This window comes from Microcoleus sp. PH2017_24_DOB_U_A, assembly GCF_020738205.1.
In the GTDB taxonomy this organism is placed as follows: domain Bacteria; phylum Cyanobacteriota; class Cyanobacteriia; order Cyanobacteriales; family Microcoleaceae; genus Microcoleus.
The window spans coordinates 31,105-54,105 of record NZ_JAEQCT010000016.1; the positions used below are offsets into that span (position 1 = coordinate 31,105).

A 23,001-nucleotide genomic window follows, 5' to 3' on the forward strand; every position below is an offset into this window, starting at 1 on the left:
GGTTCAAATCTCCTCGTAACTGGTTGCAATCACCTGATAAACCTGAGAATAAAGCAACTGCACGGGCTTTACTGGAATTGACCATTTTGGATCGTCTTCTCTGCTGCCAAACCCTACGCTTGCCGAGCGCGGAAGAGTTAGGGATCGGCGGTGCTGTATCTATATTTTAAAGAATTATTGCAGGCAAAGCGCCTGATTTTAATATATGCGGGCTGTGCAACAGCTCACCCTATTGTATATTTTAAGACATTTTAGCTCGGAATCAACCAATCAGATCGCTGTGTTGAGGTGGCCGGAGTCGGGGTGTTTCCTGTAGAGGGCTTTTGGGCTGCTTCCACAATTGATAAATTTTTAGCATGGGGCGGGCTAGAACAATGCCAGTGGCGATCGTACCGCGATCGCGCCCACTCCCATCGGACAATCTATTTTTTGAGAACTTGACAGAACTGCGATCGAGAAAGGTGAGAGACTTTAGATTAAATGTTTCTCAAATGCCAGCTACTTCTTAAACTATTTGACTCCCCTAAAAAATGGATGCCGTGCCACGTAGACTCCTGATTGGAAGGTCAAAAAAATTACACCAAAGTTCATAATCCCAAATTCAATTCTGCGAGTAAATCTCCAATCTCAAATCTCAAACTGGTTGACTATTCTTTGAAAAACCGTAAAATATAGTCAAATTTATCTGCGATCGCGGGAATCTCGCCAATAATAGCTTATGTTGAATACAGCCGGACTGTTTGAAGCAAAACCTCTTCAGGGAAATATTGCGGGTGTTTCAGCAGAAATACCAGACTTATTTGGCAGTAAGTTCGTTAGCGAAGCCCTCGTAGAGGATCGCCTAAATCGATTGACCCAAATTGCGATCGGGGATACGAATGTTTTATTTGATACCAGCTATGGTTTGACTCAAACATCCGATTTGGTTGCCGGTGCGACTGGTAGTGCGATCCTCTACGAGGGCTTCGCTAACGACCTTTTTGACCAAATCACCGACTTCCGGCTCCCGCACTCACCAGACGACAATCTTAAAGTCGATCGCAGTCTAACATCCCAGACCGATATCTCCACTCCACTTCAGAGAGACGAACTTACAGGCATGGATTTTGCTATCGGTGATACTGGTATAGTTCCAGAGCGATCGCAATCCCGAACTGCTGCGCTATTACCTTCAGAAAAATGGGCTTTCAATTTCCCAAATTATACCATCGACCACCAAGGTTTAAACACCCTCAATATCAAAATTGGTTACGGCTTAAAACCCGGAATTACCAAAAATGAATATCCCGATTTTGTGCCAATCTACAAAAGTATTGATAGCTTCCTAGTTAACTACCCCAACGAAACGGACACCTGGGAAAATATCAACAAAAATCTCAGTCAAAAAGTGCTAGACGAAAATCCGGCACTGACCGATGTTACCATCCAAATCGAAGTTTTGCCAACGAACAGATTGCCCTACGAACGAGCAACTACAGTTTTCCGCAGTCGTGCCGGTCAACCAAAAGAAAATGGCAACTTTTCCTTGAAAAACTACGCAATTAATCACCAAGGATTGAACAAGCTCAATCTCGATGTTGATTACCAGTACAAACCGGGGATTCCCCCAAACGAATATCCCGATTCCCTGTCAATTCTCAAGAGCATTGATAACTTTTTAAGCAAGTATCCCAATGAGACAGATTTCTGGGAAATTGTCAACAAAAAATTAACTCAAAATATCCTCAACGAAAATTCTAGCTTGGCAGCAATTAAGATCGACTTGAACGTTTTGCCAAGCCAAACATTACCCTATAACCGCACCAGCAAAGTTACTCGCACTCAACCAAGCAATCCTCAAGGAACTTTCCTAGTTGGCAATACCAGAGGCAATAATGTACTGCGGTTTGACGGCAGTACGGGCAATCTTCTAAGCGAATTTATCCCAGCGGGCAGCGGCGGTTTGTCTAGTCCAGATACAATTCTTTTTGGCCCAGATGGCAACGGCGACGGTAAGCCGGACATTTACATTGCCAGCGGTGACAAGCCAGGGAATTCCGGACAGCCGACAGCATCTGCCGTATTGCGATATGACGGAGTTAGTGGCAGATTTATTGATAAGTTTGTCGGCGACAATCCGAACACTACTGCTGATGAAACTGGCGGATTATCTCGTCCTTACGGTTTAGCTTTTGGTGCCGACGGTAATTTTTATGTCAGCAGTTTTTTGACCGATCAAATTCTTAGATACAACGGCAAAACAGGACAATTTATAGATGTATTTGCAACGGGCAAACAGCAAGCGGGAGGATTGAATGGGCCGAACAATTTACTGTTTGCTCCTGACGGCAATTTGTACGTGACAACGCAGGGGAGTGTTGCTCGTGATGGCAAAGCTGATTTTAGTGCAGGTTTCGCCAGCCAGGTGCTGCTTTACAACCCGCAAACTGGGCAGTCAAGTATCTTTGCTTCCCCCGATCCTTCGCCTCGGAGTCAGGGATTTGTGAGTCTTTTGGGCATGGCAATCGGGCCCGCTGACGGCGACCTTTACGTGAGCGATTTTGCTAACGATATCAGGCGCTACAATTTAAAAAGTGGGAATTTGGTCAAGGTTTTATCTACCAATTATACTGATACTTCCCCCAGTAGCAATTATGTAGGTGGTTTGGCATTTTCGCCGATCGGCAATTTGTTTGCAGTTGGCTTTGACAACCGCGCCAATGCTAACAATGTTGGTGCAGTTTTGCGGTACAATGGCAAAACTGGGGAACCGCTGCCAATATCGAGCAATCCTTTGTCGAGTAACAGTTCTATTTTTGTCCCTCCCGACAGCAAGTTACAGCGTCCGATAGGAATTGCTTTCTTTCCTTCCGATGGTAAGCTGACCGAGAAGTGGAATTTTACAGCGGCAAATTACCCAATTAACCATCAAGGGTTAAACAACCTAAATTTTGCTGTAAATTATCAGTACAAAGAGGGCATTCAAAATTATCAGTATCCCGATTATGTGCCGATTTACAAGAGCGTTGATGATTTTTTAGTTAACTATCCTAACGAAACTGATTTTTGGGAAATTGTTAACAAAAATTTGACGGAAAAAGTGCTTGCCGAAAATCCAGCAATTTCTTCGGTGACTGTTGATTTGAATGTTTTGCCGACGAACCAATTGCCTTACGATCGCAGCAGTACCGTTAGTCGCACTACAAATGGTAAATTAGGGGAAGCCTGGGATTTCAAGATTCCTAATTATTCGATCGCTCACCAGGGTTTGAATAACCTGAACATTGATGTCAAGTATCAGTACAAGCCAGGAATTACGCAGGCTGAATATCCCGACTTTGTGCCGATTTACAAAAGCATAGACAATTTTTTGGTTGATTATCCAAATGAAACGGATTTATGGGAGATTTTGAATAAGAATTTGACCGAAAAGCTGCTAGCACAAAATCCGGCTTTGGATTCGCTGGAAATTAGTATCGAGGTTTTGCCGACCAACAAATTGCCTTACGAACGAGCTAGTATTGTGTCGCTGGCTTAGCGTCTAATTCAATACGGTTAACTTAACGATTTTTGACGAATTTCACTTCGCGATTTTCTAGGCAATACAGGCATTATTTGCCAGTCGGATTGTTCTTAAGTTAAGCGTATTGGCTTCAAATTGTTTTTTTTGTGGACAATTATTGACAGGGAATACATTCCTTGCTAAGGTGATATGTAATTCAGTAGGTTGCGTAGAAACCGAGTTTTTGTGCATCCAGAACGAACGCATTTAAATTGTCTGTTGTGGTCAAAAAACAATTTTTTGAAGAAACTGAGTTTATGAATTAAAGCGAGTTTGCAAAGATCTATCTTGGGATAGATGAGTATGTTTCAGGCAGTTGCTATAAAACAGTGCGGGCCTTAGGTGGGTCAAAAACCCGGTTTCTGGGTTAAGGTCGATCGCTCAAAGGATTTGAAATTTGAGATTTGAGATGGGTCATGACTTATTCTGTATGGGTTTGCAGCTTGGCTAAAGTTGCATTGTTTTTTTAAACAGGTATCACAGATTTTGGGTAGAAATCGGGTTCTTCTGTGTTCAGAACTCAGAAAGATAGTTGTTTTGCGATCGCAACTCAGAATGCAGTCGCTTTCCTGGCGCAGAGGTTCCAACAGTAAGCTGAGCATTTTTTTATCTTTTCTTTAGAATGGCGATGGAAATTAGGTAAATAATGGAAGTATTCAAGGATTTTTGATTGCATTTTTCTGTAAAATATATTAAGGAATTTTTGTGAAAACGCTCAATATCCTCTTGGTAGAGGACAGTCCCCTAGATGCCGAGCTGATTGAGGCATATCTCATGGATGGCGGTCTAGACTTTTCTTTGCTGTGCGTGGAAACTCGGGAAGATTTTGCCGTAGCGCTGGAAAAACACTGTGTTGATATTATTTTGGCAGACTATATGCTGCCTTGTTTTAACGGGATAGCAGCGCTGGAAATGGCCCGCGCTACTTGTCCGGGAGTGCCGTTTATTTTTGTGTCGGCTACTTTGGGTGAGGAAGTGGCAATTGAGACTTTGAAAAGTGGCGCTACAGACTACGTTCTCAAACGGCGTTTGACGCGGTTGGTGCCGTCGATCGAGCGGGCCCTGCGGGAAGTTAAAGAACGGCTCGATCGCAAAGCAGCTCAAGCACAGCGCCAAGAAAGCGAAGCCAGGTTTCGGATGATGGCAGATACCGCGCCGGTGATGATTTGGATGTCGGATATCGATCGACTTGGCGATTACTTTAACAAAGTTTGGTTGGAGTTTACCGGTAAAACTTTGGCGCAAGAAATCGGCATCGGTTGGATGGAAAGCTTGCATCCTGACGACTTGCCAAAATATATGGATGTTTACCGGAGAGCCTTCGACGCCCGCAGCGAGTACCGGATCGAGTACCGCTTGAGGCGCTATGACGGGGAGTACCGCTGGGTTGTGAGTACAGGGGTACCCCTGTACAGACCCGATCGCACTTTTGCCGGTTACATCGGTTCTTGCATCGATATTAGCGATCGCCAACAGGCAGAACAAGAACGTGTTATGGCTTTGTCCCGGGAACAAGCAGCTCGCAAACAAGCAGAACAAACAGCTCAAGCGCTACTATCGGCAAACGCTCGAATTACTAACATTCTCGAAAGCATTACCGACGCTTTTGTCGCCTTCGATTCAAACTGGAAATTCACCTATATTAACCACAAAGGTCAAGAGATTTTTGGCAACTTACAAGCAGAACTGATCGGGAAAAATATTTGGGAAATATATCCCTGGGCCGTGGATTTACCGTCTTACAAAATCGCCACCAAAGCATTAGCAGACAAGGTAACAGTCGAATATGAAGAATTCGTGCCGTTATGGAATAAGTGGTTGAAAGTGCGTTTTTATCCTTCCGATTCTGGTTGCTCGGCTTACATCCAAGATGTGAGCGATCGCAAGCAATCAGAAGCAGCACTCAAAGCTAGTCAAGAAAAGCTGAGAATGTTGGCAGAATCTAACTTGATCGGAATTCTCTTCGGCGATGTTGACGGCGGTATCAGTGAGGCTAACGACGAATTTTTGCGCCTCGTTGGCTACACGCGGGAACAGTTGCAGCGCGGGGAACTCCGCTGGATTGACATTACACCGCCGGAGTACCTACCGCTGGACGAAATCGGCATCGCAGAGGCAAAGGCCGAGGGCGTTTGCAGTCCCTACGAAAAGGAATACATTCGGCCTGATGGCAGCCGGATTCCGGTGTTGGTGGGGTATATTTTGTTGGGGGAAAAGCGGCAAGAATCAGTGGCTTTTATTCTCGATTTGACGGTTCGCAAGGAGTTGGAAAAAGAACTGCACGATCGAGCTGAAGAATTGGCGCGGGCGAACCGGATTAAAGACGAGTTTCTGGGAACTTTGTCCCACGAATTGCGGACGCCGTTGAATGCGATGCTGGGATGGGCGCAACTGCTGCGCCACCGCAAGTTTGATGAAAAAACGACTGTTAAGGCTCTGGAAACGATCGACCGCAATACACGATCGCTGGGGACGCTAATTGAGGATTTGTTAGACGTGTCGCAGATTATGACTGGCCAACTGTCGCTGAATTTGCGGTGGGTAGATTTGATTTCGACTGTTGAAGGTGCTATCGATACTCTCGCTCCGGCGATTGGGGCAAAAAATATTGAAATTGTGACGGATTTCGACCAAACTGCGGGGCGGATGTTTGGCGATTCCGGCCGCTTGCAGCAGGTGGCGTGGAATTTGCTGTCGAATGCGATTAAGTTTACTCCTGACGGAGGACAGGTGAGGGTGGCGCTGCACAAGGTGGAGAGGACGAGTATGCCCGGACAATCCGCCTGTTGTGAAAATTTGTCACCGCCTAGTGTGGAAATTGAAGTCAGCGACACGGGACAAGGGATTCCAGGAGAGTTTTTGCCGCACGTTTTTGAGCGTTTCAGCCAAGCTGATACCTCTACAACGCGATCGTACAACGGATTGGGTCTAGGTTTGGCTCTCGTGCGCCATTTTGTGGAAATGCACGGGGGAACAGTGCAAGTAGAATCGGCTGGCCAAGGACAAGGAGCGAGCTTTTTCGTTAGATTGCCAATTAAACAGCAAGAGGGCGACAGCGGATTTTCTGTTACCGGGGCTGGGGAGTTTGTGGTTCGAGAAACCCCGGCCAGATCCCCTATAGATCCGTCTTTTGTTAGCAGCAACCTTTCGGGAGTGCGGGTGTTGGTGGTTGATGGCGACGGGGATTCCTTGGATTTTGCGCGTACAGTGCTCGAAGATTGCGGAGCTGAGGTGGAGACTGCTATCTCGGGAATGGAAGCCTTGGAAGCGATTTCTAGGCTGAATCCGGATGTGTTGGCGATCGATCTCGGCATACAAACCGCTGAAGGAGAGGCTCTGCTGCCGCAAGTGCGAGAGCAAATGGGGGACAGGGAAATTCCGGCGGTGGCTTTCACAGCTTACGGTAGGCTGGAGGAACGGGTGCGGGCGCTGCGACAGGGTTTTCAAATTCACCTACCCAAGCCTCTCGATCCTGCTGAGTTGGTGGCGGTGGTGGCAAGTTTGGTGTCGCGGGCGATCGATTTTTGATGGGAGCATCTCAGTTTTGCATCTGTAGTGCTGTCCCCGCTCGCGTGCTGATATAGCACGCGAGCGGGGACGCTCGCACTGTAAAAAAAATGTTTTTTGCAAAAATGAGATGCTCCCTTTTTGATTGACTCGGCAAGGATGGAAATCCTCACGACTAATCAATTTTCTTGGATAGGAGCGATCGCAAATTCATTATATAACGACCAATTACCAATTACCAATTACCAATTACCAATTACCAATTACCAATTACCAATTACCAATTACCAATTACCAATTACCAATTACCAATTACCAATTACAATTCCCAATTACCAATTACCAATTACCAATTACCAATTACCAATTACCAATTACCCAACCGTTAATCGCTCAATCCCCTTCGGCAATTTGCTTTAAAACCCACTTGTTTATGCCTTCAGGGGAAATAACATAGCGATAGTAAGTAGAGCCTCGAATAATTACTTGGATTTTTTTCGGACTGATTTTTTCGCTCTCAATAGTTAGGCATCCGTGGCCTGTTTCTTGCCAAGTCTGCATCAGCAAGGTCTCGATTTTGGCAAATAGACTGTTGATTGAAGTTTCCGTGCTATCTGGTTCTCTTGACATATTACATAAGTTGAGATACAAGTTGACAGACTCTCTCGCCACTAGGACGCGAGCCTCTCTATTTGAGCTATCGGCGCAACTTGTTCTTTTTTATGCAAATCCCGTATACTTTTTACAAAACTTTACACAACTGGCGATCGCGCCTGATTATATATATTCCGGTAAAATAACCGTTATCACTTTCGATCGTTCGGACTGAACTCCTCTCTTGTTTGATGAGGACTTCAGTCTGAAAGATCGAACAAATTTAATTGCGATCGTTCCAAACCGGTTTTCCACCTCAGCTAGGTAACAGTAATCATTAATAAATTACTATTACACCTCATTTGTCAAGCCCCAAAAGTTATATATTTAATTGAAGTAAAAGTATTTTTTTGATAGTGAGGTGAACAAACCATCGCCTCAAATATCAAGCTCATCAACTGGGTGCGAGCTTTTAAAAGTACCGTGCCGGGGTAAATGCTTCTGAGACTCCCGTCTTTCCCACCGTGCAAGGATTTTTTTTCAATCTGTGATTTTTCCGCGCTCTCCGGTTCCAACTATCTACTAGATACCAATTGCACCCGGCCAGCATCCATTTCATCCATTAATAACTCTAAAGCCTCATAATCAATATCCGAGATGTAGCCCAAACGGGTGAGCTCGTTGTTGATTTCGTTTTCAATGTCAGGCGTCAACTGCTTAATGTAGAGGGCTTTTTCTACAAGTTGACGAATAGCATGAGTTGCTTGCATAGTATATCGGAGAACTCCGTACAGTATTATTGTCATCTTAACAGTCGATGGAGTGAGTGATCCAAATCAGAACTAACCAGTGATTTCAATTACATTGCTCAGTTTAACCTAACAGCTAGGATAAGGTCGATCGCAATCTTTACGATTGCCAACACTAAACCTCGTCGCACAAATAAAAAATAGTATAGTAGCTTACCTTTACTCCGTAAATCTTGCACAAACTTTTATAAAAAAGACTAAATAAATAAAGATTCAGTAAACTACTCAAAACTACCGATCGGTTTTCCTCAGGTAGGGTTACGCTCGTAGGTGTCAAGTAGGTTTAGGCTTACCTCCGTCCAGTACGGTAGTTGAAAATACGTAGCAACCATAGGTTTGATATATGCAGACACTTCTTGCCCATAAACCACTTAGGGTGATTCGACCCCTAGACCACCTAAATGCAGCCACAGCCGGAGAATTCACAGAGCAACTAACCACAACAATTTCAGCCCCTGGAGTAGTAGCGGTACTCGTAGATGTTGGCGCAGTAACATTTATTGACAGCGCGGGTTTGATGGCATTGATTTCCGGCCTCAAGCAGGCGAAAAAAATGGGACGCAGGTTTAGTCTGTGTTCAGTTACCGCCGGAATTAGAATGATTCTGGAACTCAGCCAACTCGATCGAGTTTTTGAGATATTTGAAAATGTCGAAAGCTTTGAAGCAGCAAACTCTTGTCTTGTGTAAACAAGCACTTCTAGAATCTACTCACCAGTGAAAACAAGTAAGCAAACACAGCAACTTGAGTTAAAGGGCTCCAAAGAGATAGGACTGCCGTTGGCGTATTGGCAGATTTTAAGGTAGGCTGCTTAAGAGTCGCAAATATGAGAGCGAGTCGAGCCGTGGCAGTAAAAATCGAAGAATTACTTACAGCAGAAATCAATCAGCCTGCTCGTTATCTAGGAAACGAGTTGGGGGCTGTACGCAAGCCTTGGGATGGGGCGTCTGTACGCTGGGTGCTCACATATCCAGAAGTGTATGAAGTTGGTGCTTCCAATCTGGGACACATCATCCTTTACAATATTTTGAATGCTGGGCCGAGACAGTTGTGCGATCGAGCTTATTTGCCCGCACCAGACTTAGCAGCAAAACTGCGATCCTCTCCGAGGGCTGCGCTAACGACCAAAACTCCCCTGTTTGCTGTAGAATCTAGGCGATCGCTCACAGAATTTGATATTCTCGGCTTCAGCCTCAGCTACGAACTCGGAGCAACAAACATTCTGGAAATGCTGGATTTAGCCGGCATTCCCCTAACTTGGAAAGAAAGAGCGACAAATGCCCAAAATGGCGGCGATTTGCCGCTAATTTTTGCTGGCGGACAAACCGCAACCTCCAATCCCGAACCCTACGCTGACTTTTTTGACTTCATCGCTTTGGGAGATGGAGAAGAATTGCTGCCAGAAATTGGCTTGATTTTGGCAGAAGGCAAAACTAATAATTTGAGCCGAGAAGCACTATTGCTGGATTTAGCGCAAATTCCTGGCGTTTATGTCCCCCAATTCTACGATATGGCGGCAGATGGTTCTGTTCATCCCAACCGCCCGCAAGTCCCAGAACGAATTCTGCGCCGAGTCGCGACTCCCATACCAGCTTATTCGATCGGGCTAGTACCCTACGTCGAAACAGTACACGACAGACTGACAGTCGAAATCCGCCGGGGATGCACCCGCGGCTGTCGCTTCTGTCAGCCGGGAATGCTGACTCGCCCCGCCCGCGATGTGGAACCGCAGCAAGTCGTAGAGGCGATAGAAGAAGGAATGAAAGCCACCGGGCACAGCGAGTTTTCCCTGCTTTCCCTGAGTTGTTCCGACTATCTAGCACTTCCGGCTGTGGGGATGGAAATCAAAAACCGCCTCAAAGACAAAAATATCTCTCTGTCTTTACCCAGTCAGCGGGTTGACAGATTTGACGATAATATTGCCGACATTCTCGGCGGCACGCGACAAAGCGGTTTGACTTTTGCCCCGGAAGCCGGCACGCAGCGGATGCGCGACATCGTTAACAAAGGTTTGACAAACGAAGAATTGTTGCGGGGTGTCAAAACTGCGGTCGATCGCGGTTGGGATAAAATCAAGCTGTATTTTATGATCGGTTTGCCCGGAGAAACCGATTTTGATGTTCTGGGAATCGCCGAAACAGTCCGCTGGCTGCAAAGGGAATGCAGGCTTAATGGCAGGCGGCCACTGAATTTTAACTTGACAATTTCTAATTTTACGCCTAAGCCTCACACTCCTTTTCAGTGGCATTCGGTTTCTACTGCCGAGTTTTCACGCAAGCAAAAATTGCTGAAGGGTGAATTCAAAGCGATGAGAAATATCAAGGTGAATTATACCGATGTGCGGATTTCGGCAATGGAGGATTTTGTCGGTAGGGGCGATCGACGTTTGGGTGCTGTAGTCCGCCGGGCTTGGGAACTGGGCGCCGGTATGGATGCTTGGTGGGAAAACTTGGATACAGCATACAAGGCTTGGACAAGGGCGATCGATGAATCCGGCCTTACCTGGAAATACCGTCAAGTTGAAAGCGGCGAATGGAATCTTTTTCAGAAGGAAGAGGAGAAGGAAGAAGGAAGTTCGGCAACGGATTCTGTAACGGATGTAACGGATGTAACGGATGTAAGTCGTCCGAGGGAAGTCGTCCGAGGGAAGTCGGAAGATTTTCCCGCATCTCCCCCTCTCCCCCTCTCTCCCTCCCCCCCTCTCCCCCTCTTTCTCGATCGACCTTTACCTTGGGATCACTTAGACACGGGAATCGATAAAAACTGGCTGAAACTTGACTTGCAAAAGGCTTTAGAAGCAGCGACGGTTCCCGATTGTTCCTTTGAAGGGTGTTCCCGCTGCGGGGTTTGCGGCACAGATTTCGGACACAATGTGGTTGTAGATGCCCTGCCAATTCCAGATTTTGCTGGGGAATTTGTACCGAATACAGAACGGAAACAGCGTTTTCGGGTTTGGTTTGGGAAGGTGGGCGATATGGCTTTGGTTGGTCATTTGGATTTGCTGCGATTGTTCGATCGAGTTGTCCGCCGGGCCGATTTACCGATTTCGTTTACTGGCGGCTTCCACCCAAATCCTCGGATTTCTGTGGCAAATGCTCTGCCTCTGGGCGTTACCAGCACTGGGGAAATTGCTGATTTTGAACTCACTGAGTCGATCGATCTTGAGATTTTTCGAGCAAAATTGGCGGCGGCTCTGCCGGAAAATATCCCGATTTACAAGGTTGAGTCGATCGACCTCAAAGCTCCTTCTGCCAGTCAATTGTTAGAAGCAGCGGAGTACGTAATTACTGTGGCTGCAACAGGCTTGTTGACGGAAAATGGCGAATCTGACCAGGATAATTCTACTGCTGTCTCCGTCGCAGATACTGCCAATTGGGAAGCTTGGGTGAAGGCGATCGCCGAAACAGAGGCTTTTTGGCGGGTGCACACTACTAAGTCGGGAAAGACTCGCGATGTCAATTTGCGCGATCGGCTGCACAAACTAGAACTTGTGCAGCAATCCGAAGGTACAGCCGTCTTGCGCTATACCGGCAGTTGTCGCAGCGACGGCAACCTGCTCAAGCCCGAACACCTTGTTTTCATGCTCGAACAAGTCAGCCAGCAGGAAATTCAGCTTTTGCAGGTTCAGCGCAGTCAGCTAATCTTGGGTTATGGTTAAAATAGGGAAGCTGTGGTGAAATATTTCACCTTCGGCTCTCGATCGGGATGTGTCGTGTCAAGCTATAATTGCTTGTTATGGAAGCCGCAGCGGCTTGAGCGCTTTTGTCGCTCGTCGCTAAGAGCCAACCAGCAACGCGGGCTGGGTGCAAATTGCTTCTGTTCAAGACTTCAAGCCTTTTTGTACATTCACGGGCTAAATCTAGCGCTAAACCCGCAGGAGCGGAGCATGAACCAAATTGATCGATTAATTTCGATCGATCGAGTGGTTGTCGATCGTCGGCTTAGTCAAAAATCTCATGGTTCAAGCCGAGCCAGCGGGTATTCAACAATAGATGTTTTTGACCTCGATCGAAAACGGATACAAGCCCGGACTTAATTCGTGGAGATCCCAAAATTTTAGACCAAGGTTCAAGTTCCCAGATTCATCTGCGCTTGTAAATCTAAAATCTAAAATTATTCAATCTAAAATCGACTGACAAGGTTTTAGGGTTGGCAGGGGCGGAAGTTCCAGTCGAATGCCAAGAATAGAGTCTGTTGAGTGTGATCGCGCAAGAATTCAATAAAAGTCCTTACGCTTTCACCAGAAAACGAGCCCGGCGTGCCCCTGGCTTTAGACACGGGGAGGAAGTCGGTAGCGGTTTCAACCGCCTTCAATATTCCTTTACACAAGTGATTGGAGTCTTATTCTATAATTGAGTTAGCAAGTAAAACAACCATCTACGTGTTGAAACACTCTAGTATCGGAGAAATCCCGGCACAGTGAGCCACCACACTCCTCAAGGAGTAGTAAGCCTGTATAACTGACAAGTAATGGCAGAGTGTGAAGCGTACCTATCTGGCGTTGTGATGGTCTATGAAAACAAGCACAATTTCAAAGTAAGCGCAATTGCAACATCTTTTATAAAGGTAGTTGTTTTGAGCGTCTAGAGGTGATTTGATAGCACCTTTGAGAGTTTTCGGATTCATTCAAGAATCCCCGTGGCTTAAGCCCTGGGGAGTATCAATCCTACTTACTTTCGCTCAAAACCAGCCCTCAACCACCACGCAAGCGGAGTTATCAGTTCGTAATGTTCAGTTGTGTGTTCAGTTGTGTGTTAAGAAATTGGTGAGAGTGGCGCTGAATTTATTCGCTGAGTTCAAAGGAAGAGTTGCAACTGTTGAATTTTGAAGTATTGAGGAAAGCAATTCTCAACTTAAAACTCAATATTGCTAACTCGATAAAAGCCTCCTTATTTCTATCTCTCAGATTTATCTGCTGAGCATAACTCATAACTCTCGATCGGTCGGGTTTAACTACTTTTTTATCTGTAACAGTGAAGAGTTAACAGTTAACAGTGAAGAGTTAAATTTCCTTCAACCCTGCACCAACTGACAGCTAATAACTCTTTAAGCTACTACTAATTACAGTTAAAGTCAGAGGCACTTTTCAGCGTTAGTGTCTCTAACTTGCTGACAGTTTTTTGAGGAAATTGAATGACAAAGCAGATAGTTATAGCAGAGCAGCATCGCATTGCTGCCGTCTTTTCAGAAGATCAAATCCAAGAACTCGTGGTAGCCACAGGCAGCCATCAAGTCAGTGACATTTACTTGGGAATTGTCGAAAATGTACTTCCTGGGATAGATGCGGCCTTCGTCAATATTGGCGACCCAGAACGCAACGGGTTCATGCACGTCACAGACCTCGGCCCACTGCGGCTCAAGCGATCGGCAGGAGCAATTACAGAACTCCTCACCCCCCAGCAAAAAGTGCTGGTACAGGTGATGAAAGAACCGACGGGCAGCAAAGGCCCCCGGCTGACAGGCAACATTACCCTGCCCGGGCGTTATTTGGTACTGATGCCCTACGGCAGGGGAGTCAATCTGTCCCGGAGAATCAAGTCGGAAGCCGAGCGCAACCGCCTCAGAGCCCTGGCTATTTTGGTGAAACCGGCCGGGATGGGGCTGCTGGTAAGAACCGAAGCCGAAGGCATGACCGAAGAAGCCATCATGGAAGATTTGGAAGTGCTGCAAAAGCAGTGGGAAGCTGTTCAACTTGAAGGCGGTTCTACCCGGGCGCCGGCACTGCTCAACCGCGATGACGATTTTATCCAGCGGGTATTGCGGGATATGTTCAGCGGTGACGTGAACCGGATTGTCGTGGACTCGCAAAATGGGATTAAGCGGGTGAAGCAGCAGTTGATGAGCTGGAACGGCGGTAAACTTCCTGCGGGAGTTTTGATCGACCACCACCGAGAGCGCGCCTCGATTTTAGAATTTTTCCGCGTCAACGCTGCGATTCGAGAAGCTCTCAGACCAAGGGTAGATTTACCTTCTGGCGGTTATGTGATTATCGAGCCGACAGAAGCGCTGACGGTAATTGATGTCAACTCTGGCTCGTTTACTCGATCGGCAACGGCTCGCGAAACTGTACTCTGGACAAATTGCGAAGCAGCCACGGAAATTGCTAGACAACTACGACTTCGCAATATTGCCGGAGTGATTATTGTTGACTTTATCGACATGGAATCCCGCCGCGATCAGTTGCAGGTGCTGGAACATTTCAATAAAGCTCTCAAAGCTGACAAATCTCGACCCCAAATAGCTCAACTGTCCGAATTAGGACTGGTAGAACTCACCCGCAAACGCCAAGGTCAAAATATTTACGAGTTATTCGGCCACAGTTGCCCTACTTGCAGTGGGTTGGGTCATCTGGTACAACTCCCGGGCGAAGAGGACTTCGGCGCAGCGGTGCGGGAAGCAGCCGATCGCACTGTGACTTCCTCCAACCGGGTGATGTTGAACTTGCCAGAAGGATTGGAACGCCGCAGCTTGGCGCCTGTAGCTGCTGCAACTGCTGCACCAGTGCGAGAAGAACGTTCCCCCGAACTCGCTCGGGCTGCTTGGGAACCTCAGAGCGAAAGTTTGGATTTTGTTGAGACTGGCGGCAACGCCTCAGCTTTGGACTTGCTCAACCATCCCAGCTATCAGGATTTGGGCAACGGAACCAGACGGCGGCGGCGCCGCCGGATTGGTGAAGAGCCTTTTGCCGTCGTCCCGGTGGAAGAGGAACCGGTACGTAGCAAGTTGCGGCTGCCGAATACTTCGAGTGCGCCCGTCGCAGATACCCGCTCTGAGTATCTGGTGGTGACTCCCCCCGGCATCCGGGCAGCTTCTGAGGGCTTCGGGCTAGTGAATATGGCAACTGTTGGCAGGCGCGAGGAATTCGATCGCGTGCGGCCAACTAAGTCTGAGCTGCTGAAGCCGATGGTGGAGCCTCCGGAGGTGATTTCGGTGGAAATGACGCCAGAAGAGCAGGATGTTTATGCTCTGATGGGGGTTTCTCCTTTGGTGCTAACGGATCGCAGCGTCAAAAATCCTAAAAATGCGATCGTTTCGGTGACACTCCCCGGAGCTGGGCCGAATAAGCCGCCTTTTGAGCAGCTCGAATTTGAATTTGAAGCGCCTGCGCCAGCACCCCATGTTGAGGAACAAAATTATTATTCAGAAATGTCGGTTGCCCTGCCGGTATTTGCTGAGGATGACGATGACGATGATGCTGATGATGAGGCTGAAATTTACGGCGCAAGTTCGATCGACGAAATCGATGATTTTGAGCCGATGGAGGAAGCCGACGATGTGATGGCTTTCTCGAATCAGCCGAATAAGCTATATGAGTCGATCGAATCCTATGAGCCGATCGAATCCTATGAGCCGATCGAATCCTATGAGCCGATCGAATCCCACGAGGCGATCGAATCGAGCGAACCCGAGGAACCTGCGATCAACCGCCGCCGCCGTCGCCGCTCCTCTGCTGTTTTGGATGAGTGATTATGAAGGAAGAAGGAAAAGGGAAGAAGGAAGAAGGAACAAAGAAGAAGGAAGAGGGAAGAAGGAAGAAGGAACAAAGAAAAAGGAACAAAGAAGAAGTAGAAATTTTTACTCTCTTCCCATCTTTCCATCTCCCAATCTCCCCCTCTCCCTCTCCCCCTCTCCCCCTTTCCCCCTCCCCCTCTTTCCCTCGGATAATTGCAGGTGTAGATGAAGTAGGAAGAGGAGCTTTGTTCGGGCCAGTGGTGGCAGCCGCCTGCATTTTGCCCGACGAAGTTCTCGAAGAATTAGTAAGTTGCGGAGTGCGCGACAGCAAACAGTTGAGTGCCGCAGCCCGGAGTCGGTTAGCAGTCAAAATCAGGGCTGTGGCGGTTGACTGTCAAATTGGTGTGGCTTCGGTGCGGGAGATCGATCGCCTGAATATTTTGCAGGCTTCTTTGTTGGCAATGAAACGGGCGATTTTGAAATTAAATGTCGCCCCAGATTTGTGTTTGGTTGACGGCAATCAAAGAATACCCAATTTGTCGATCGACCAAGAGACGATGATTAAAGGTGATTCGCGATCGATTCAGATTGCCGCTGCTAGTATTGTCGCCAAAGTTTGGCGCGACGAATTAATCCTGCGGATGGCCGTCAAGTATCCTGAATATGACTTGACAAACAACAAAGGATATGGTACTGCTAAACATAAGTTAGCTTTGGAACGTTGTGGTGTGTCTGTCTTTCACCGGGTGTCATTTAGTCCCTGTCGAAAATAGTTAAATAGCACTAAAAAACCTAATTAATTTCAGCCAGAGCATCTAAAATTTGAACAGCCAAGAATTTTGGATTAATTGTTCTGGGCGCATAAACTCTACTCTGTAAGATGTGCAATATGCACCTTACCGCTTTATCATTTTCAGCCTCCGATAGCATCTACAGAATATTGATTTAACCTCTTCACCATGACTGATAATATGTTAAAAATTCCCGGCTATCACCTCACCGAGCAAATCTATAATGGCTCTAGAACCCAGGTTTATCGAGGAGTTTCTGAGTCAAACCAAAAAGTAATTATCAAACTGTTATGGAGTGAATATCCCACTTTTAGCGAACTCATACAGTTTCGGAATCAGTACACGATCACCAAAAATCTTGACCTTCCGGGAATTCTCAAACCCATTGCACTCTTAAACTATCAGAATGCTTTTGCTCTGATTACCGAGGATATTGGAGGTATTTCCCTCGCTGAGTATACTGTTAATTCAGAGCAATTGGAGAATATCAAATCCAGTAAATCTGACATTTCCTCCCTCCAGAGTTCGCCTCTACCGCTAAATGAATTTTTGCCGATCGCAATTCAGATTGTCAAAACCATAGAAGGACTATATCACAACCGAATTATTCACAAAGACATCAAGCCCCAGAATATCATCATTAACCCGGAAACTAAAGAAGTTAAATTAATTGACTTCAGCATTTCCTCACTTCTACCCAGAGAAAACCAGGAAATCCAAAATCCAAACGTCTTAGAAGGAACCCTAGCTTATATGTCCCCAGAACAAACGGGACGCATGAATCGGGGTATCGACTACCGTACCGACTTTTACTCGTTGGGAGTTACATTTTACCAAATACTAACAGGGAAATTGCCCTTTGACTCTAACGATCCAATGGAGTTAGTCCACTGTCATATTGCCAGAATGCCAACTGAGCCAATCAATCTGGTTCCAGCTATCTCAGTGATGGTGAATAATATCATCATGAAACTGATGGCAAAAACTCCAGAATCACGCTATCAAAGTGCTGCTGGGCTGCGCTACGACTTAGAAAAATGCTCGCAGCAATGGCAAGAAAATGGGACTATTAGCGAGTTTGTATTGGCAAATCGGGATATTTGCGATCGCTTCGTCATTCCCGAAAAACTCTACGGTAGAGAAACTGAAGTTAAAGCCCTATTAGCAGCCTTCGATCGCATCAGCGAAGGCAATATCGAAATCATGTTAGTAGCGGGATTTTCCGGCATTGGAAAAACCGCCGTTGTCAATGAAGTTCACAAACCCATTGTCCGCCAACGGGGTTACTTCATCAAAGGAAAATTCGATCAATTTAAGCGGGATATTCCCTTCTCTTCCTGGGTGCAGGCATTCCAGAATTTAATCAGACAATTACTCACCGAAAGTGCTGGCGAGGTGCAGAAATGGCGAGTCAAGATATTAGGGGTTTTGGGTGAAAACAGTCAAGTTATTATCGATGTCATCCCAGAATTAGAACACCTAATTGGTAAGCAGCCAGAAGTCCTCAAACTAGAAGGAGTCGCAGCTCAAAATCGTTTTAATTTGCTATTTGGCAAGTTTATCCGAGTATTCGCCACCAAAGAACATCCTTTAGTAATTTTCTTGGATGATTTGCAGTGGGCAGACTCAGCTTCTTTGAAATTGATGCAATTGTTGATGAGCGAAACAGATACCCGCTATCTGTTGTTAATGGGAGCATATCGAGACAACGAAGTATTTCCGGCTCACCCGCTAATGTTGACATTGGGTGAGATTAGGAAAGTAGAGGCTAATTCGTCAGCATCTTCTCTAGAAAAGCAGGATATCGATCCACCCGTCCTGAAAGTCAATCAAATTACCTTAGCACCTCTCAACCTAACTTCCCTAAATTGCCTAATTGCGGATACTTTTTCTTGTCCAATAGAAAGAGCAATGCCTTTGACGGAATTGATTTTTGCCAAAACCAAAGGCAATCCCTTTTTTGCAACTAAATTTCTGCAATTTTTGCACAGCGATGGATTTATATCATTTGATTTCACCCCCGGGGCAAGGGGGGGGTGGCAGTGCGACATTGCCAAATTGAGGGCGCTTTCTTGGACTGATGATGTCGTCGAGTTTATGGCAATTCAGTTGCAGAAATTGCCTGAAAATACTCAGCAAGCTTTAAAACTTGCAGCTTGTGTAGGTAATCAATTTGACTTAGCAACGCTAGCAATTGTCTCCAAAAAATCCGAGTCGGAAACAGCAGCCGATTTGTGGCTAGCACTGCAAGAAGGATTAATTATTCCCACCAGTGAAGTATATAAATTTTTTCAGAAATCTGAATCAATTGAAATTCTTCAAGGATCGGAGTTATCGGTTCCCTACAGATTTTTGCACGATCGAGTGCAGCAAGCGGCATATTCTCTGATTCCCGAATCCCAGAAACAGTCCACCCACCTCGAAATCGGACAATTGTTGTTGAGGAATACGCCAGAAGCAGAACAAGAAGAGAAGATTTTTGATATTGTCAACCAATTAAATATCGGGGTGGAGTTAATTACCGATCGAATCAAACGAGATGAGCTTGCTCAATTAAATTTAATAGCTGGACGTAAAGCTAAATCTTCCACGGCTTACGCGGCTGCTGAAAAATATTTAACTTTAGGCATAGAACTCCTGGATGTTGAGTGTTGGCAGAATCATTACAACCTGAGTTTAGCACTTTACGAAGAAGCCACAGAGGCGATGTATCTGAATGGTGATTTTGAGCAAATGGAGCCATTGGCAGAAATAGTCCTGGAAAAGGCAAATACGCTCTTAGATCAAATCAAAACTTATCAAGTTAAAATTCAAGCTTTGAAAGCGCAGAACCAACTCAAACAATCTTTGAATTTTGGGTTAGACATTCTCAAACTCTTGGGGATAGATCTACCTAAAGATCCAGAACTGACAGAAATTCCCTTGGCTTTTGAAAAGACGCAATTGGCTTTACAAGAAAAACCGATTCATGACTTAATTGATTTACCTGACATGAGTGACCCGCAAAAACTGGCAGCAACTCAGATGCTGTTACAACTCTGTCCTTCTGCTTACATGGTCACTCCAGTTTTGCTACCTCTCATTACTTTTAAACAAATTCAATTAGCCCTTAAATATGGTAATGCACCAACTCATACTCATGCCTATGCTAATTATGGACTCATTCTCTGCGGAGTCATGGGGGAGTTAGAATCGGGCTATCAATTTGGACAACTTGCACTAAATCTACTCGAAAAACTCGATACTAAGCCTTTCAAATCTATGACGCTGTTTGTAGAAGCTTGCTTTATCAAGCATTGGAAACAGCATATTACAGAGACCTTAAAACCTTTTCTAGCTTCTTACTTTAGCGGTTTAGAGACAGGAGATTTAGAACACGCTTGCTATTCTGCCCACAGGTATTGCTACCATTTATTCTTTAGTGGATCGGTCGAGCTATCAAGCGTGAAACTAGAGATGGAAACTTACGGTGATGCGATCGACAAGATGAATCAGGATAGCATTCTTCAATTGCATCAAATTTACCATCAAGTTGTATTAAACTTACTGGAAAGGACGGATAATCCTTGCTTTTTAATCGGTTCAGCTTGTGATGAAGCAAAAATGTTACCGATTCATATTGCCAATAATTACAGAATAGCGTGTTACTATTTTTTCTTAAATAAGTTAATCCTTTGTTATCTTTTTTGTGACTACCACCAAGCCATTGAGCATTCTGCCGGAGCAGAAGAGTATTTAGATGCAGGAGTAGCTTCGATATTAGTACCGATTTTTTATACCTATGATTCTCTGTCTAAGTTGGCGGTGTATCCCGATCGAGAGATTTCGGAACAACAACAAATCCTCGAAACTGTAATCGCCAATCAGGAGAAAATGCAAAAATGGGCGAATCATGCCCCGATGAATTATCTACATAAATTTTATCTAGTAGAGGCAGAACGGCATCGAGTTTTAGAGGAAAAATTAGAGGCGATCGAATTGTACGATCGCGCCATTTCCCTCGCCAAAGAAAACGGTTATCTCAACGAAGAAGCACTAGCCCAGGAACTCGCGGCTAAATTCTATCTCGCTTGGGGTAAAGATAAAGTTGGCACAGTTTACTTAACCGACGCCTACTACGCTTATGCGCGTTGGGGTGCAAAGGCAAAGGTTGAGGATCTAGAAAAACGGTATCCCCAATTGCTCGCCCCAATCCTGAACCAGAAAAAGAGCATTCATACAGACGAAACAATTGTGCTAATGAAGTCTGGAACTATCTCATCCACGAGTTCCAGTGTTTCAGAAATCCTGGACTTCGGGACAATCATGAAAGCATCTCAAACACTTTCAGGAGAAATTCAGCTTGACAAATTGCTGTCAATTTTAATGCAAGTAGTGATGGAAAATGCCGGAGCAGAAACAGGCAATTTTATTTTGCAAAAAGCAGGTAATTTAGTAATTGAAGCTACCGGAATTAGCGGTGTTGCAGAAATAAAAGTTCTGGAGTCAATTCCTATTGAAACTAGCGATAAGTTACCTCGAAGCGTCATCAACTATGTTTTTAGGACTCAAGAATATGTCATTTTTAACGACTTGTTCGAGGAAATCAACCAACCAGAATCTCCCATTAAAAATATTAACGATCCATACATAAGTCAGCACAAACCAAAATCAGTATTGTGTTTGCCTATTCAACATCAAGGAAAGGCGATCGGTATCCTTTACCTAGAAAATAACCTGACAGTGGGTGCATTTACTCTCGATCGATTAGCAGTTCTACAATTATTGTCTTCTCAAGCTGCCATCTCGATCGAAAATGCCCAACTCTATGCCAATTTAGAAGCAAAAGTAGAAGAACGCACCCAAGAACTCCAGCAGTCAGAAGCTCGTTTTCGACAACTTTACGAGCAATCCGCCGATGCAATTTTGCTTTTAGATGGAGATGTTTTTATCGACTGCAACCCCGCCACGGTCAAAATGATGCGTTGCAATGACAAAAAACAGCTTCTTTCCTTGCCGCCGGCTCAACTTTCTCCGGAGATTCAACCAGACGGTAGAAACTCTTTTGAAAAAGCCCAGGAAATCACAGCCATTGCTTTTTCGCGAGGTAGCTATCGCTTTGAATGGATGCACCGGCGCAGCGACGGAGAAGACTTTTGGGTGGAAGTATTGCTGACTGTAATTCCTGTAGATGGTAAGGAAATTCTGCATACGGTGTGGCGAGAAATTGGCGATCGCAAGCAGGCTGAAGCAGCTTTGTACCAGAAAAATCAAGAACTAAGCGATACTCTCCAACAGCTCGAAACCACCCAAGAAGAGCTGATTCAATCAGAAAAAATGGCAGCTTTAGGACAACTTGTGGCGGGAGTTGCTCACGAAGTTAACACACCCTTGGGTGCAATTCGTTCTTCAGCGGGAAATGTGTCTAAGTTCTTGGATCAAACTCTGGAACATTTGCCAGCACTTTTTCAATCTTTCTCTCCAGAAGAAGGGCAAAAATTCTCAGAATTACTTCAGCGATCTCTCCAACAAGAATCAATACTATCAACCAAAGAAGAACGCAAATTGAAGAGAGCTTTAAGAAGCGAACTGCAAGAATTAGAGATTGAGAATGCCGATATTGTTGCAGATCTATTAGTTGTGATGGGGATCTACGATCGTATCGAAACTTGTCTCCTGCTACTCCAAAAACCGGATAGTTTGCACATCCTAGGAACCGCCTACAAACTGTCTGAATTAAAAAGAGGCATCGCTACTATCAATACAGCTACAGATCGAGCATCAAAAGTTGTGTTTGCCTTAAAAACCTATGCCCGTTACGAACAGGCAGGCACTAAGACAACAGCCAGCATTGCTGAAGGGATCGAAACCATCTTAACTCTCTATCAAAATTTACTCAAACAAGGAGTTGAGGTAGTCAGAAACTATACCGAAATACCGCCGATACTATGCTATCCAGATGAACTAAATCAAGTGTGGACAAATCTCGTTCACAATGCTTTGCAAGCAATGGATAATCGTGGCACATTAACTATTGGATTGACGGAGCAATCCGATCAGGTAAAGATTAGCGTTACTGACAGTGGCAAAGGCATCCCTGAAGAGATCGAGGCGAAAATATTCGAGCCATTTTTTACTACTAAACCCGCAGGAGAAGGCAGCGGATTGGGACTGGACATTGTGAAGAAGATTGTGGAAAAACATCAAGGAAGGATTGAGGTAGAATCAATTCCAGGTGAAACTACATTTAATGTTTTTCTGCCGAACGTTAGAGTATAATTATGAAATGTACCAATATCAGGACTGAAGCATAAGCTGGTTTGCAAGAC

General features: G+C 45.5%; 12 protein-coding genes. 10 read left to right on the forward strand and 2 right to left on the reverse strand.

Translation table 11 applies throughout. The annotated features are described in order from the left end of the window. Positions 1 to 356 precede the first annotated feature (356 nt). The 4 genes from JGK07_RS00880 to JGK07_RS00895 all read left to right on the forward strand — a co-directional run bounded on the left by JGK07_RS00880 (position 357) and on the right by JGK07_RS00895 (position 7,468). Complete coding sequence (locus JGK07_RS00880) at positions 357 to 509, forward strand: hypothetical protein (RefSeq protein ID WP_293195759.1); 153 nt, start codon at positions 357 to 359, stop codon at positions 507 to 509. A 209-nt stretch (positions 510 to 718) separates the two neighbouring features. After that, the gene (locus tag JGK07_RS00885) at positions 719 to 3,517 is read left to right on the forward strand and encodes an NHL repeat-containing protein (RefSeq protein WP_293241252.1); all 2,799 of its coding nucleotides are present in this window, start codon (positions 719 to 721) and stop codon (positions 3,515 to 3,517) included. A 729-nt stretch (positions 3,518 to 4,246) separates the two neighbouring features. Next, complete coding sequence (locus tag JGK07_RS00890; protein ID WP_293206672.1) at positions 4,247 to 7,069, forward strand: PAS domain S-box protein; 2,823 nt, start codon at positions 4,247 to 4,249, stop codon at positions 7,067 to 7,069. A gap of 120 nt (positions 7,070 to 7,189) precedes the next feature. Continuing rightward, positions 7,190 to 7,468 carry a hypothetical protein gene (locus tag JGK07_RS00895; protein ID WP_293290664.1) on the forward strand — a complete coding sequence of 93 codons (279 nt, stop codon included), beginning with the start codon at positions 7,190 to 7,192 and terminating at the stop codon, positions 7,466 to 7,468. Here JGK07_RS00895 and JGK07_RS00900 read toward each other — a convergent pair. Both JGK07_RS00900 and JGK07_RS00905 read right to left on the reverse strand, forming a co-directional pair. Beyond that, positions 7,442 to 7,678, reverse strand: a complete 237-nt coding sequence (locus JGK07_RS00900; RefSeq protein ID WP_293174939.1) for a hypothetical protein — start codon at positions 7,676 to 7,678, stop codon at positions 7,442 to 7,444. The genes JGK07_RS00895 and JGK07_RS00900 overlap by 27 nt on opposite strands. A gap of 539 nt (positions 7,679 to 8,217) precedes the next feature. Further along, entirely contained in the window at positions 8,218 to 8,412 is a 195-nt protein-coding gene (locus JGK07_RS00905) for a hypothetical protein (RefSeq protein WP_293155487.1), read from the reverse strand. Positions 8,413 to 8,794: 382 nt separating this feature from the next. On the opposite strand from JGK07_RS00905, the gene JGK07_RS00910 reads away from it, so the two are divergent. The 6 genes from JGK07_RS00910 (at position 8,795) to JGK07_RS00935 (ending at position 22,951) form a co-directional block, all read left to right on the forward strand. Further along, a complete protein-coding gene (locus JGK07_RS00910) occupies positions 8,795 to 9,139 on the forward strand; it encodes an STAS domain-containing protein (protein ID WP_293174936.1) in 345 nt (114 codons plus the stop codon). 155 nt (positions 9,140 to 9,294) lie between these two features. Beyond that, positions 9,295 to 12,108, forward strand: a complete 2,814-nt coding sequence (locus JGK07_RS00915; protein WP_293241256.1) for a TIGR03960 family B12-binding radical SAM protein — start codon at positions 9,295 to 9,297, stop codon at positions 12,106 to 12,108. 228 nt (positions 12,109 to 12,336) lie between these two features. After that, entirely contained in the window at positions 12,337 to 12,486 is a 150-nt protein-coding gene (locus JGK07_RS00920) for a hypothetical protein (protein ID WP_293174930.1), read from the forward strand. A gap of 1,097 nt (positions 12,487 to 13,583) precedes the next feature. Then, positions 13,584 to 15,917 carry an Rne/Rng family ribonuclease gene (locus tag JGK07_RS00925; RefSeq protein ID WP_293174927.1) on the forward strand — a complete coding sequence of 778 codons (2,334 nt, stop codon included), beginning with the start codon at positions 13,584 to 13,586 and terminating at the stop codon, positions 15,915 to 15,917. A 2-nt stretch (positions 15,918 to 15,919) separates the two neighbouring features. After that, the gene (locus JGK07_RS00930) at positions 15,920 to 16,675 is read left to right on the forward strand and encodes a ribonuclease HII (RefSeq protein WP_293174924.1); all 756 of its coding nucleotides are present in this window, start codon (positions 15,920 to 15,922) and stop codon (positions 16,673 to 16,675) included. Positions 16,676 to 16,861: 186 nt separating this feature from the next. After that, positions 16,862 to 22,951 carry a trifunctional serine/threonine-protein kinase/ATP-binding protein/sensor histidine kinase gene (locus tag JGK07_RS00935; RefSeq protein ID WP_293195752.1) on the forward strand — a complete coding sequence of 2,030 codons (6,090 nt, stop codon included), beginning with the start codon at positions 16,862 to 16,864 and terminating at the stop codon, positions 22,949 to 22,951. Positions 22,952 to 23,001: the final 50 nt, after the last annotated feature.

Coding starts and splice junctions, on each gene's coding strand:
- JGK07_RS00920 (WP_293174930.1), top strand. CDS start 12,337: ATGAACCAAATTGATCGATTAATTTCGATCGATCGAGTGGTTGTCGAT.
- JGK07_RS00930 (WP_293174924.1), top strand. CDS start 15,920: ATGAAGGAAGAAGGAAAAGGGAAGAAGGAAGAAGGAACAAAGAAGAAG.
- JGK07_RS00900 (WP_293174939.1), bottom strand. CDS start 7,678: ATGTCAAGAGAACCAGATAGCACGGAAACTTCAATCAACAGTCTATTT.
- JGK07_RS00905 (WP_293155487.1), bottom strand. CDS start 8,412: ATGCAAGCAACTCATGCTATTCGTCAACTTGTAGAAAAAGCCCTCTAC.
- JGK07_RS00885 (WP_293241252.1), top strand. CDS start 719: ATGTTGAATACAGCCGGACTGTTTGAAGCAAAACCTCTTCAGGGAAAT.
- JGK07_RS00925 (WP_293174927.1), top strand. CDS start 13,584: ATGACAAAGCAGATAGTTATAGCAGAGCAGCATCGCATTGCTGCCGTC.
- JGK07_RS00935 (WP_293195752.1), top strand. CDS start 16,862: ATGACTGATAATATGTTAAAAATTCCCGGCTATCACCTCACCGAGCAA.
- JGK07_RS00910 (WP_293174936.1), top strand. CDS start 8,795: ATGCAGACACTTCTTGCCCATAAACCACTTAGGGTGATTCGACCCCTA.
- JGK07_RS00880 (WP_293195759.1), top strand. CDS start 357: ATGGGGCGGGCTAGAACAATGCCAGTGGCGATCGTACCGCGATCGCGC.